Annotated in this window: 13 protein-coding genes and 1 pseudogene; 8 read left to right on the top strand and 6 right to left on the bottom strand. The window is 53.3% G+C overall.

Annotated elements, in window-relative coordinates; genetic code table 11:
- Positions 1-169: 169 nt before the first annotated feature.
- Positions 170-1,474 carry a M18 family aminopeptidase gene (locus HRU78_03990; GenBank protein QOJ22911.1) on the bottom strand — a complete coding sequence of 435 codons (1,305 nt, stop codon included), beginning with the start codon at positions 1,472-1,474 and terminating at the stop codon, positions 170-172.
- 165 nt (positions 1,475-1,639) lie between these two features.
- Here HRU78_03990 and HRU78_03985 point away from each other — a divergent pair, with 165 nt between their 5' ends.
- Together HRU78_03985 and HRU78_03980 are read left to right on the top strand one after the other, a co-directional pair.
- A complete protein-coding gene (locus HRU78_03985) occupies positions 1,640-3,337 on the top strand; it encodes a L,D-transpeptidase family protein (GenBank protein ID QOJ24907.1) in 1,698 nt (565 codons plus the stop codon).
- 50 nt (positions 3,338-3,387) lie between these two features.
- Entirely contained in the window at positions 3,388-3,987 is a 600-nt protein-coding gene (locus HRU78_03980) for a DUF882 domain-containing protein (GenBank protein ID QOJ22910.1), read from the top strand.
- A 62-nt stretch (positions 3,988-4,049) separates the two neighbouring features.
- Here HRU78_03980 and HRU78_03975 read toward each other — a convergent pair whose 3' ends face one another.
- A complete protein-coding gene (locus HRU78_03975; protein QOJ22909.1) occupies positions 4,050-6,860 on the bottom strand; it encodes a CHASE domain-containing protein in 2,811 nt (936 codons plus the stop codon).
- A 439-nt stretch (positions 6,861-7,299) separates the two neighbouring features.
- Positions 7,300-7,767, bottom strand: a complete 468-nt coding sequence (bfr, locus tag HRU78_03970; GenBank protein QOJ22908.1) for a bacterioferritin — start codon at positions 7,765-7,767, stop codon at positions 7,300-7,302.
- A gap of 216 nt (positions 7,768-7,983) precedes the next feature.
- Here bfr and HRU78_03965 point away from each other — a divergent pair, with 216 nt between their 5' ends.
- The 3 genes and pseudogenes from HRU78_03965 to HRU78_03955 all read left to right on the top strand — a co-directional run bounded on the left by HRU78_03965 (position 7,984) and on the right by HRU78_03955 (position 8,568).
- Positions 7,984-8,256: an SUMF1/EgtB/PvdO family nonheme iron enzyme gene (locus HRU78_03965; protein ID QOJ24906.1), complete on the top strand. Its 273-nt coding sequence runs from the start codon at positions 7,984-7,986 to the stop codon at positions 8,254-8,256.
- Between the two features lie 21 nt (positions 8,257-8,277).
- A pseudogene (locus HRU78_03960) lies at positions 8,278-8,361 on the top strand (SUMF1/EgtB/PvdO family nonheme iron enzyme).
- Positions 8,362-8,433: 72 nt separating this feature from the next.
- Positions 8,434-8,568, top strand: a complete 135-nt coding sequence (locus tag HRU78_03955; protein QOJ24905.1) for a hypothetical protein — start codon at positions 8,434-8,436, stop codon at positions 8,566-8,568.
- A gap of 92 nt (positions 8,569-8,660) precedes the next feature.
- On the opposite strand, the gene HRU78_03950 is transcribed toward HRU78_03955, so the two are convergent.
- The 3 genes from HRU78_03950 to pyrE all read right to left on the bottom strand — a co-directional run bounded on the left by HRU78_03950 (position 8,661) and on the right by pyrE (position 9,882).
- Positions 8,661-8,951, bottom strand: a complete 291-nt coding sequence (locus HRU78_03950) for a type II toxin-antitoxin system RelE/ParE family toxin (protein QOJ22907.1) — start codon at positions 8,949-8,951, stop codon at positions 8,661-8,663.
- Positions 8,948-9,175, bottom strand: coding sequence for an addiction module protein (locus tag HRU78_03945; GenBank protein ID QOJ22906.1), 228 nt, complete (start codon positions 9,173-9,175; stop codon positions 8,948-8,950). Before HRU78_03945 ends, HRU78_03950 begins: the two co-directional genes overlap by 4 nt.
- A gap of 62 nt (positions 9,176-9,237) precedes the next feature.
- The gene (gene pyrE / locus HRU78_03940; protein QOJ22905.1) at positions 9,238-9,882 is read right to left on the bottom strand and encodes an orotate phosphoribosyltransferase; all 645 of its coding nucleotides are present in this window, start codon (positions 9,880-9,882) and stop codon (positions 9,238-9,240) included.
- A 25-nt stretch (positions 9,883-9,907) separates the two neighbouring features.
- On the opposite strand from pyrE, the gene xth reads away from it, so the two are divergent.
- From xth to HRU78_03925, 3 genes are read left to right on the top strand one after another with little or no spacing between them, the layout of a single operon-like run.
- Positions 9,908-10,681 (top strand): exodeoxyribonuclease III, encoded by a 774-nt coding sequence (gene xth / locus HRU78_03935; GenBank protein QOJ22904.1) that lies wholly within the window; start codon positions 9,908-9,910, stop codon positions 10,679-10,681.
- On the top strand, positions 10,678-12,054 hold the full coding sequence (locus tag HRU78_03930; protein QOJ22903.1) for an MFS transporter: 1,377 nt from the start codon (positions 10,678-10,680) through the stop codon (positions 12,052-12,054). The genes xth and HRU78_03930 overlap by 4 nt, the downstream gene beginning before the upstream one ends.
- Positions 12,055-12,072: 18 nt before the next feature.
- On the top strand, positions 12,073-13,251 hold the full coding sequence (locus HRU78_03925) for a cell division protein ZapE (protein QOJ22902.1): 1,179 nt from the start codon (positions 12,073-12,075) through the stop codon (positions 13,249-13,251).
- The last annotated feature ends 7 nt before the right edge of the window (positions 13,252-13,258 follow it).

Here is a 13,258-nt window from a genome sequence, read left to right as displayed (position 1 = left end):
ACACACTCTGAGCCTATCAATGAACAGATAACTTGGCTAACACAGAGCACCGGAACAACCGCAAACAGACCCACAAGGAATTGTTTCTGAAGGAAATGGAACAGGTCGATTGAATCGCGCTATGTTTGCCCCAGTTGAAGAGTGGTAACAAAAAAGCAGTTTATAGCATCTAACCGCTAAAAAACCGCCTCAGCACTTTGATCATATAACCATGATCGTCCACACCGGCGCTTTCGCGGACGCTATGCATGGCCCACATCGGGCAGCCGACGTCGACGCTGCGGATACCGAGCTTTGCCGAGGCGATCGGTCCGATGGTGCTGCCACACGGCAAATCGCTGCGGTGCGTGTAGCGTTGGTGGGGAACACCCGCTTCTTCGCACCAGCGGATGAAGTGCGCAATCGACACGCTTTCGGAGCTGTAGCGGCGGTTGGCGTTGGATTTGATCACCGGGCCTTGGTTGACGAAAACCCGGTGATCCGCGTCATACGCGGCAGGGAAATTCGGCTGGTAAGCATGTGCCATGTCAGCGCTGATCAAAAAACTGTGCGCCAAGGCGCGCGCGCTATCTTCGCGCTCGGTTGACGCCGCCGCGTTGATACGCTGCAAGACATCAGCCAGAAAACTACCGCCCGCACCGATATGGCTTTCGCTGCCGATTTCCTCGTGATCGAAAAATGCGCACACCAGCGTGCTTTGCGCGGAATCCAGCACGGCATCGTCGAGCAATGCTTGCAATGCGGCGTGGCAGGAAGCCAGGTTATCGATCTGACTGTCGGCGTAAAATTCCTCGCTTGCGCCCCAGAATGCACCCTTCTGCGTATCGTAAACCGCCAGATCCCACGACAGTATTTGCATAGCATCGATGCCGGACGCTTGCGCAAGCAGCTCGAGAAAATAAGGTTTCGGCAACTGCTCGCTGGTCAACTGCGCGAGCAAAAGCGGCAATTCGTTCTGCTTATGCAGTTTCAAACCGTCTTCGTTGACGCCGCGGTTCATGTGTATCGCCAGATTCGGCAGCCGCAGCAGTGGCTGATTGAAGCGCACCGGTTTATGCGTCAATTGTTTGCCGTCGCCGAGAAAGCTGATGCGCCCGGCCAAGCTCAAGTCGCGGTCGGTAAACGTCGCGAGAATCGGCCCGCCGTATATCTCGACACCCAGACGGGCCAGACCGTCGCTCACCGTCGCACCGTTCGGTCGGATGCGGAATCCGGGCGAATCGGTATGCGCGCCGACGATCCTGAAGCCCGACTCGGCAGGCGCTTTGCGCCCCAGCACAAACAGCACGATCGACGAATCGTCGCGCACCACGTAATAGCGGCCACCCGCCTGCAACGGCCACTTGGCGGTTTCATCGAGGCGCACGAACTGAAACGTCTTGATCGCCGCTTCGATTGAAGCCACCGCATGCCAAGGGCTCGGGCTGTTATCGATGAAATCGAGTAAATGCTTTACCTGTTGTTTTGCTGTCATGATTCGGATTTATATTGCCAGTTCAGTTGGTTAATCGATGTGGGCACACTGTGCCGGCAGAATATACGTAATGCCGTTGGTTCAGTCAAATGACGTTTTGTGCGCATAAACCCGGAAATGAACGGTAATTGCGCCGTTCAGCCGATGCATGGAAACGGGACATTGATGATAAAATCCCGGCCATTCGACAATTACCCAATCGCCTTTAAGCAAAGGAATCACCGCGTGCCGCGTTTTCGACTCAAATTTTTCTTGCCGTTTCTGCAGTTTTTTTGTTACCTGTTTTTTTTGCTCAATGCCCCAACCACGCAGGCATTGATTGCCAAAGCACATGAAATCGAGCAGCAACTGGCAAAACCCGCCGCGCTCGGTTTGAGCAAAAACGCACTGGGCGATTTGCAGCGGTTTTATAACGCGCGCCAGTATCAACCGGTGTGGGTGACGAATAATCTGCACTCACCTTTGCTCGACATAGCATTAGCGTTCATCGCCAATGCGGAAACCGAAGGTCTGGATAGCGAAGATTATCAACTGCAACATTTACAGCAATTACAGCATCACGCTGGACAATCTTCATCCGCAGCGGTCGAGCTGGAAGCGCTGACAACGCATGCCGTGCTGATGCTGGCGCGGGATTTAGCGCGCGGACATTTGACGGCAACCGCGGCCGACAAGGATTGGCACATTCCACAGCGCGCATTCGATGCCGTCGCGTTCTTGCAGGAAGCGCTCAAGCAAGACCGCTTGCAACAGGCATTCGATGAGTTATCCCCCAAGAATCCAAGTTATCAGTCGCTCAAGAAAACATTGGCGCACTACCGCCAGCTTGCCGGCAATCACACCGAATGGGTTCATATTCCCAGTTCACCCTCGATACGGCCGGGCGACACACATCCGCACATTCCCTTGATCCGCCAACGCATCGTGCAAGCGTATGCTGCCGATGGCGCTGCCGAATATCACATCGCGGATACTGCGAGCGAACGTTACGATAACGAGCTGGTCACCGCCATCAAGGCATTTCAAGCGCAACATGGTTTGAACAGCGACGGCGTGATCGGCAAAAACACCCTCCGTGCCTTGAATAGACCGCTGACCTGGAAAATCCGTCAGTTGCGCATCAATATGGAGCGGCTGCGCTGGCTGCCGCGCAATATGGGCGAACGTTATTTGCTGGTCAATACCGCCGGTTTTAACCTCACCGCGGTAGAGCGCGATGAACCGGTTCTGACCATGCGCATCATCGTCGGGCGCGACTACCGCAGCACGCCGAGTTTCAACGGCGCGCTGTCGCATATGGTGCTGAATCCTTACTGGAACGTTCCGGTCAGCATCGCCACCAAGGATTTGCTGCCGAAACAGCAAAGCGACCCGATGTTCTTCACGCACGGCGGTTTCAAAGTGTACCCCGGCAATAACCGCAACGCCGAAGCCATCGACCCGGAAACGATCGACTGGCATAATCTGAAAAGAGGATTTCCGTACTTCCTGCGGCAGGACCCCGGCAAGCACAACGCGCTGGGGCGGATCAAGTTCATGTTCACCAACCCGTTCAACATTTATTTGCACGATACGCCGTCCAAATCGCTATTCCAGCGCGATATCCGCACATTCAGTTCCGGTTGCATCCGGCTGGAAAAACCGCTGGAACTGGCCGCTTTTGCGTTGAATCAGCAAAGTTTGCCGGAAAAATTCACCGCAGATTTGGACAGCGATAAAACGATTACCAAGCATTTACCCAAACCGCTACCGATTTACTTAGTGTATATTACCGCCTGGATTGATGAGCCGAACCAATTGGTACACTTTTATCCCGATATTTATGACCGGGATTCAAGTACTTTGCGTTATGCTCGCTGGTAGTCATTGATTATTCGCACACATTCGCAAGATTTTCAGGGAGAAAACAGCTGATGATACGAAGTTTATTCAATCAAACAAACTTATCAGAATCAGAACAACAACCGGAATTGAGCCGCCGCCGGTTTTTACGTGCCGGATTAGGTGCTTGCGCCGTGCTGGCATTGCCGATGGGCGCATCGACCGCGCATGCGGTGATCAGAAGACCATTCGAGAAAAAACTGAGTTTTCTGAATTTACACACCGGTGAGCGCACACAAGCAACCTTCTGGGTAAACGGCCGTTATATCCCGGAAAGCATGCGCGCCATCAACCATGTGCTGCGCGATCACCGCACCGGCGACCGCCGCCCGATCGACCCGCAGTTATTTGACCTGCTCCATCTGCTGCAACACAAATTAGGCACCAAACAAGAATTCCACGTCATCTCCGCCTATCGTTCACCCGCCACCAACGCCAAGCTAGCCGAACAAAGCGGCGGCGTCGCCAAGAACAGCATGCATACGCACGGCAAAGCCATCGACATCCGCCTGCCCGGCCGCAAACTTTCCGATATCCGCGCGGCAGCCATGTCGTTGCAAATGGGCGGTGTCGGCTATTATCCTTCCTCCAACTTTATCCATCTGGACACGGGCAATTTCCGTTACTGGTAGCGGAAATTGCCTAGGGAAACGCTGATTAATTCGGCGAATGAGATGAATTAATCAGCGTTTCCCTAGCGGCTGGAGCCGGTGCGCCGATTGGTCCATTTATTGAGCATCGCCACCAAAAGATTCATAGTGACGGGTTTGGCAAGAAAATCATCCATACCTGCCGCAAAGCAGCGTTGACGGTTATCCTCAAAGGCATTTGCAGTCAAGGCAATGATGGGGAGATGCGTTTTTCCGGTTTCCCGTTCCCATCGGCGAATTCTTTCTGTCGCTTGATAACCATTCATCACCGGCATTTCGCAATCCATCAGCACCAGCGCAGGCGGTATTCCCTGCATGACCGCATGCACCGCTTCTTGTCCGTTCGCAACCACTTTGCAGCGGAATCCTTGATTTTCCAATAAAGCGACGATTACCGTACGGCTGATCGCATTATCCTCAACCACTAAAATCAACCCGCCTTGCGGAGAAGTTTTTCTTACCGGTACTTCACCGGCAATGTTGGCATCACTTGTGGCAAGATTGCTCGCATCGTCGGCGCTGGCCGGGTTGGCGCGGATCTGAAACCAAATTCTCGTACCTTTGCCTTCCTGGCTTTCGAACCCGACGTAGCCTCCCAGCAATCTGGCCAAATTGTGCACGATGGAAAGTCCAAGACCGGTACCGCCGTATTGCCGGGTTGTTGAGGCATCCACCTGGGAAAAAGGCTTAAACAACCTATCGTGCTTGTCCGCAGGAATGCCGATGCCGCTATCGGTTACCATAAACTCCAGCAGCGTTTCTGCTGGTGCGCTTTTGAGTTCACGCGCTTCGATATGCACGAAACCTTGCGGCGTAAACTTGATGGCATTGTTGACCAGATTAGCCAGCATTTGGCTTATTCTGAGCGGATCGGAACAGTATCGCATGCGCGCTTTCCCATGCCATGACACATCCAGTGCCAGCCCTTTCATGTTCGCACTCTCGGCAAATAGTGCCGCCGTTTCCAGCATCAGTTGCTCGGGCTCAAAAACATGACTTTCCAATTGAATCTGTCCGGCCTCAATCTTGGATAAGTCAAGGATATCGTTGAGTATGGTCAACAAGTTATTTCCGGAAGTTATGATCACCCGGGCATAATCCATTCGCTCGTTATCTTTGATATCCGGCATTTGCAGCAGGTAGGCCATACCTAAAACACCATTCAGCGGCGTTCGGATTTCATGAGACATGGTAGCCAGAAACTGACTCTTAGCCAAATTGGCCGATTCTGCGGCAATCTTAGCCAGCTGGAGCGCTTCGCTGTTCGCGCGCAATTGTGCCGTTTGCTCATCGACGGTTTCTTGAATCAGCAGGGTCCGGCCTGTTGTAACCAACATCAACAACTGCAGTATGCTGGCCACGAGCAGTCCGGCAAAACTCAGCGCCCAGGCCTGCCATGGCCGGTGCGCATTCAACCAATCCGCATCCGGAAAAACGATTAATTCCCAGCTGCGATCCGCCATCATCAGCGTTGTCCGCCAGTCGTTGGCATTTGTTGCAACCCCTGGCGCTGAACTGAACAACAATTGATTGTCGCGTTGCCCGGCAGAATCCCGCAATTGAAAAACGATACCTGGCGCTACGACATTGCCGACGGCGGAGTTGACCATGTCAGGAATTTTTAATGCACCCACCACAAAACCGGTAAATTCCGCCGGATGTTCCGGACTGCTCCGGTCAAAATTCTGGCGGTAAGCGGGATGGAGCACCAAGATGCCGGCCTTATTCTGTTGATCCTGCACCAGATTGATCAAGCCCGTGGCCGCCGGCCGGCCGGAATGCCGGGCACGGTCAATGGCTTCCGCCCGGATGGGATTGGAATAAATATCGTATCCGATTGCTTTCCGGTTGTTTTCAAGCGGCGTGATATAAGTCACGACGATATACTCCGGACGCTTGCCTGCAACGGTTAACTCGCCCTGCGCATCCAATTCGGTTATGTGGAACGGTTCCCCAGGAACATTTGTGGAGTGGGTCTGTTCGAAGTATGGCCGGTCCCGGTCACGTACAAAATAATTGTAGCTTAATCCTGCAATGCCTTGAGATTCCTTTATTATTTCTTGCGTAAAGTAATCGAATTGGCGGAAGCTCATATCCGGATTCAATTCCATCAAACGCCGCAATGCCGATAGCGTTTCGTTGTAGGCATTGAATCGTTCCTGTAACTGGAAAGCAATGTTTTGCCCAATATTTTGAATCTCAGCTTGCTGTTGCCTGTTTTCGAGTTTCGATGTGTTGACGAATCCCATAACGATCAACACCACCAGAATCAGCGTAATGGGTGCAATGACGGCCTTTCGCGTTTTCCAATAAGAATGCTTGCCAAGAAAAGCCAGCGACAAAGGTGCAAAGACGAGCACCCCAAAGGTATCGCCGGCCCACCAATTCCACCACGACCAGGAGATATCCGCCGCACCGATAGCGCCAGAAAAAAAGAGCGTCAGCTGCGCGACACTGGCTGAAATCATGCAAGACAATGGACCGCCCAGCAGAAAAAAAGTGAAGATCTCTTGTTCCCGCATCAAAATTTGCCAGCGATCCTTGATGAATCTGCGAACAAGCCAAGCCCCGATAGCGGCTTGCAGCATCGCACCCATTCCTAAGAACGCCGCAACCGCGATACTGTCCTGCGTGAGGTCGTTGTGATTCCAAGCCACCCAGATATTGAGCCCCAGCGAGCCGATCCAGATGCCCGGCAACAAACGGTAACCCGACACCAGCGTCAGTGCCAGCGCCAAACCGGCAGCAGGAAACACCGGACTCGCATAACCCGGCGGGATCGCCAGCAACAATCCCAGGAAGCCTAGCAGGGCATAGCCCATAGCCGCATACGCATTGTGCCATATGATTCTCAAAGACAATCCAGTTGAAGTTTGGATCTTATTCAGCATGCAAATAACGATTGGTTATAGAAAAAGGTCTCGCACGACCGATAGCGGACTAGACCATAGGTACGTTGTGATTATATGTTAACGGCTATGCGTTTTTCCGATTGCGGAAATAATGACAGACTTCGGAGGGTATTCTCCGGAAATAATTGTTCATCCGGTTGATTGGAATCTATTTCTCAGGCTGTCCAGTGAATTCTGGTTGAACGCGATTGTATGACGGTTTCAGAGCGTGTGTCCGTGTAACCTTCAAAGGATGGTTATCAAAAAACTTCTAAGTCCGCAATCGCTGGTAAATATTCGCGGTTTCGAAATGGAACATTTGTTCGTGCAAAATGCAAGATCGGTTTGAAGTCATCGCTCATGACACAAACTGTTCCCTGCGGCATGAGCGATACGTCCGCAATCACATCTGCGATTGCAAATAATTTTGTAGTCCTACTCTGTTGATCAGTCCCAATTGCTTCTCCAGCCAATGCGCATGATCTTCTTCAGTTTCGGCCAACATACCTTCGAGAATTTCCCGCGTTTGATAATCCCGCTCCTGTTCGCATATCGCGATGGCATCGCGTAACGCGGTGATCACCGAGCGTTCCAGATTCAGATCGTTTTGCAGCATCTCCGGCACGTCCCGGCCAATCCGCAATGGGCTGCGGTTGCCGATCACCGGCACGCCTTCGAGCAACAGAATCCGTTTGATCAAATAATCCGCATGCTGCTTCTCATCATTCATTTCGTGATCGATTCGTTCATACAGCTTGTTGAATCCCCAGTCTTCATACATGCGCGAGTGGGTGAAATATTGATCCATGGCCGTCAGCTCTTCCGCCAGCAGCTTGTTCAGTAAATCGATAATTTTTGAATGGCCTTTCATGATGGTGCTCCTATAATCTATTGAACGACAGGTAGCTCTTGATACCGTCTTATTCGAGCAGACAAGAGCCGCGAAACATTTTGCAAACAGTCGGCATTATACGAGCCAAAGCATGCAAAAACAATATCAAATTATTGATTACAAACGATAATAATTCTTGATATCGCTATCATTATATTTAAGGGCTAGCTAAGAAGACACCTAGGCCAAACCGAAATTACTTACGAACAATACGATTATTACGTTTGGCAGCAACAGCGTGCAAGCAATAAGGTTGAATTTCCCAATGCAACCAAGGGCGGACGTGGTGATCAGCCGGTTATCAACGTCAGCTGGTTTGAGGCAATGGACTATGCACGCTGGTTGAATGAACAAACAGGTAGCCAATGCCGCCTGCCGACCGAAGCGGAATGGGAATATGCAGCGCGCGCCGGCACATCAAGCCGTACATTGAGGCACGAACCCGGGCAGCAACAATGCCGATTGTGACGCGGCTGCGGCAGTCCATGGGATAAGCAAGAAGCAGCACCAGTAGGCAGTTTCTCCGCCAATAAGTACGGATTGCACGATATATCCGGTAACGTTTGCGAATGAACCTGTTCGAATTGGCGTGATCGGTTTGACGAAAATGAGCAGCGTTGCAACGATGAAGAAACCGATACACAGATCCGCGTGGTGCACGGCGGTTCCTGGTTCAATTTTCCGAGCTACGCGCGCTCGGCGGCGTGCATCAACTACCATCCAGGGAATCGTTACGACTATTTCGGTTTCCGGGTGTTATGTTCGTCCCCCATCGAATAGCGGTTCGCTGGCGCGCTGAACGCTGATGCGCTGGGATGCTGTTCACTGTGCGCCGCGGAGCATTGCATCAGAACGGTGGAATGGATAGATAATTATCTGCGATGCTTCCAATAATCCGGATCTCGATGCAGGTTCATAACGGCCAAAATGTACAAGCCCTTGGGCTCAATCGAATACAGAACACCGTACGGAAAGCGCCTGACCAGGCAACGCCGGATATCGCCTTCCAAAACAGGCCATGAGTTCGGATAAATAAGTGAGCGCTGTATCGTGGCATATACTTCGACGGCGAAATCGTAACCAAGCCCAGTCTCGATTTCCTCATAATAGTCGATCGCTTGATTAAATTCACTTTCAGCATCAGGGTGAAACCAGTAATTCATTTTTGAAATCGCTGCCAAACCCTGTCAAAGACTTCGTTACCCGGTATCGCCATACCATCAGTTCCAGAACGCATTTCCATCAAGCGTCGGTGAGCGATCGCAATCCATTTTTTGTCAATTTCGGATTCGGGCTGATTCAGGCTGCGCAGCAGTGAATCGACGATCATCACGCGTTCTTCTACCGGAAGTGCACTGATCTCATCAATCATTTTTTTCGTGTTCATCGTTATTACCTTCCTTTCAAATCGGTTATATCAATTCAGATGATAAATGGTAACACCCAATTTCAATAACTCACTCCATACTGCTCCCGGTACCGCTGCACCGCCTGCAGATATTGCGACAGTTCCGCGTGATGCTGTAAATACGCCACCAGATCGTTGAGGTTGATGATCGGCGTCACACTAAGGCCGTGCATTTGCTGCACTTCCTGCACTGCCGAAAGCTCACCGGTGCCGCGTTCCATGCGGTCGAGCGCGATCACGACGCCGCCCGGTGTTGCGCCAGCGGTTTTGATCAGTTCGACCGATTCGCGCACCGATGTACCTGCCGAAATCACGTCATCGACGATCAGCACGCGGCCTTGCATCGGCGCGCCGACCAGCACGCCGCCTTCGCCGTGATCCTTGACTTCCTTGCGGTTGAAACAAAACGGATAATTACGCCCCATTTCCGCCAACGCAATCGCGATGGCGCTGACCAGCGGGATGCCTTTATACGCCGGACCGAATAAGAGATCGAACGGAAGCTCGGCAGCCACAATCGCTTTGGCGTAAAATTGCCCGAGTTTGCGCAAGGCGTCGCCGTCGTTGAACAAACCGGCGTTGAAAAAATACGGCGACAAGCGTCCTGCTTTGGTTTTGAATTCGCCGAAACACAGCACATTGCGCTCGATGGCGAATTGAATGAAGGCTTGCCGGAAATCGGACATAAATTAATCCACCTGAAATAGAAAGATGCAAATTATAACGCTGAACTTAAACGGCATCCGCGCAGCGGCGAAAAAAGGCTTTTTCCCTTGGCTGGCGAAACAGACCGCAGATGTCGTATGCGTGCAGGAATTGAAAGCGCAATTGCCCGACTTTTCCGCCGAGATGCAGTCGCCGGACGATTATCACGGCTATTTTCATTGCGCCGAGCAAAAAGGTTACAGCGGCGTCGGCCTATATACGCGCAAGAAACCGGATCGCGTCGTCGAAGGCGTCGGCATTGCCGACATCGATGCCGAAGGGCGTTTTCTGCAAGCGGATTTCGGTGATTTGAGCATCGTGTCGATCTATCTGCCGTCCGGTTCCAGCGGCGAACACCGCCAGGCGGCGAAATTTTATTTTATGGAGCATTTTTTCCCAATCCTGCAAAACCTGATGGCCAGCGGGCGAGAGTTGATTTTATGTGGTGACTGGAACATCGCGCACAAGGAAATCGATTTGAAAAACTGGTGCTCGAACCAGAAAAATTCCGGCTTTCTGCCGGAAGAACGCGCGTGGCTGACGAATGTTTTCGATGCGATCGGTTTTGTCGATGTGTTCCGCCGCTTGAACACCGAGCCCGATCAGTACACTTGGTGGTCGAACCGCGGCCAGGCTTGGGCCAAAAACGTCGGGTGGCGCATCGATTACCAGATCGCCACACCTGCGATCGCACAGACCGCGCGTAGCGTGTCGATTTTCAAAGACGAGCGTTTCTCCGATCACGCCCCGCTGATCGTCAATTACGACCACACCTTATGACCCCTTCCACCGCTTCCAGTTGGTCGCAAGCGCTGCGGGTTTACACCCATCCGCGCGTGCTCGGCATGCTGTCGCTGGGATTTTCCGCCGGGTTACCGCTGCTGCTGATCATGGGCACGTTGTCGTTCTGGCTGCGCGAAGCGGGCATTGACCGTGCGACCATCGGTTACTTGAGCTGGATCGGTCTGGCGTACAGTTTCAAATGGCTGTGGTCGCCGCTGGTCGACCGCTTATCGCTGCCATTGCTGACATCGTTACTAGGGCGGCGGCGCGCGTGGCTGTTGCTGTCGCAAATCGTCATTGCGAGCGCTTTGGTAGGCATGGCCGTGACCGATCCCGTGATCAACTTGCCGCACCTGGTATTTTTCGCACTGGCCGTGGCATTTGCCTCGGCGACACAGGACATCGCACTGGATGCTTACCGCATCGAGGCGGTCGCGGTGGAACTGCAAGGCGCGATGGCAGCAACGTATCAGGCCGGTTACCGCGTCGCGATGATATTCGCATCCGCCGGTGTGTTGTGGATTGCAGCAGCGGTCGATGCCAGCGCCGATGCGTACGATCACGCGCCGTGGCGCTTCGCGTACCTGGTGATGGCGGTCAGTATGGCGATCGGCATTGTTACCACATTGATCATTCGCGAACCGGATGTGCTTTACAACCGCACCGTTTCGGAAAACGAGCAAATCGCGCAGCGCGCACTGGCACATTGGGCACTACCCGAACGCGGCAAAACCCTGCTGGTTTGGTTGTACGGTGCGTTGATCGCACCGTTTCGCGACTTTATCGTGCATCACGGCCGCAAAGCGCTGCTGATTCTCGGCTTGATCGCGATTTACCGCATTTCCGATGTCGTCATGGGCGTCATGAGCAATCCGTTTTATGTCGACATGGGCTACAGCAAGGACGAAGTCGCCACGATTTCCAAAGTGTACGGCGTTATCATGACCATTGCCGGTGCTGCCATCGGCGGCGTGCTGACGGCGAAAATCGGTATCATGCGCACGTTGTTTCTCGGCGCCGTGCTATCCGCCGCAACCAATTTGCTGTTCGTCTGGCTGGCGGGGCGCGGGCATGACGTCAGCGGCTTGATTTTCACCATTTCCGCCGATAATCTCTCCGCCGGTATCGCTTCCTGCGCCTTCATCGCTTACCTCTCCGGCCTGACCAACGCTGCGTATTCGGCCACGCAGTACGCGCTGTTCAGTTCGGTCATGCTGCTGTTGCCGAAGTTCATCGCCGGTTTCAGCGGTGAATTTGTCGATGCTTACGGTTATGAAACCTTCTTCATCGCCACCGCATTGCTGGGATTGCCGGTGTTGATTCTGGTCTGGCTCGCCGGGCAGGCAAAATTTGCGCACTCCGGCGAATAATCCATGCCCTTCCACAGCATGCCGCAAACTCCGCAAAAAACCGGCCCCGAAGCTGAATACCATGCGCTGATCGAAGCGGGCGAGTTGCAGCCGGATGCCCATCAAGCCAGTGCCATCATAGCCCTGGAGCGGCTGCATCGCGAACTGATCGAATACCGCCCAAGCGGCAATACATGGACTGCCGGCTGGTTACGCTGGCTCGGCAGCAAACCGGCTCCTAAAGGTGTTTACCTCTATGGCGGCGTCGGGCGCGGTAAATCGATGCTGATGGATTTGTTTTACAGCGTGGCGGCAATTCCGGCCAAGCGGCGCATGCATTTTCATGAATTCATGCTGGACATCCATGCGCGGCTCAAAGCCTGGCACGATCTTTCCGCACGCGAACGGGCGCAGCATGGCCAGCGTAGCGGCGACGATCCGATTCCGCCGGTGGCACGGCAAATTGCCAATGAAACTTCACTGCTGTGCTTCGATGAGTTGCAAGTCACCGACATTGCCGACGCCATGGTGCTGACCCGGTTGTTCAAGGAATTATTCGCGCTCGGTGTGGTTGTGGTGGCAACATCCAACCGCCCGCCCGATGAACTTTACAAAGACGGCTTGCACCGCCAGCGCTTTCTGCCGTTCATCGCGGATATCAAGGAGAGGCTGGAGGTCATCGCGCTCAACGGCCCGGTCGACTACCGCTACAACCGCTTACAGGGCGCGGAAACCTATTATTTTCCGGTCAACGCGGAGACCACTGCGCAATTATCGTCGACCTTTTTCCGCCTGACCGACCGCCGTGTCGAAGACCGTGCCAAAGTGCCGAGCGAAGAACTGATCGTGCAGGGACGCACATTGTTTGTGCCGAAAGCCGCACGCGGCGTCGCCGTGTTCTCGTTCAAGCGCCTGTGCGCCAACCCGCTCGGCAGCGCCGACTATCTCGCGATTGCCAGAACTTATCACACCGTCATCATGGTCGCCATCCCGCAATTCACCCAGGAAAACAGCGACCAGGCCAGGCGCTTTATCCACTTGATCGACGCTTTGTACGAACACGGCGTCAAATTCCTCTGCTCCGCCGCCGTACCGCTGCAATCGCTATATGCCGGTGGCGATGTCGGCTTCGAGTTTGAACGCACAGTCTCCCGCTTGACGGAAATGCAATCGCAAGACTATTTGGCAAGAGGGCATGGCAAAATAACAACAGGCTAAGGAAACG

The sequence above is a fragment of the Gammaproteobacteria bacterium genome (assembly GCA_015709635.1).
Taxonomy (GTDB): domain Bacteria; phylum Pseudomonadota; class Gammaproteobacteria; order Burkholderiales; family Nitrosomonadaceae; genus Nitrosomonas.
This window is presented reverse-complemented; position numbering and strand designations above follow the sequence as displayed.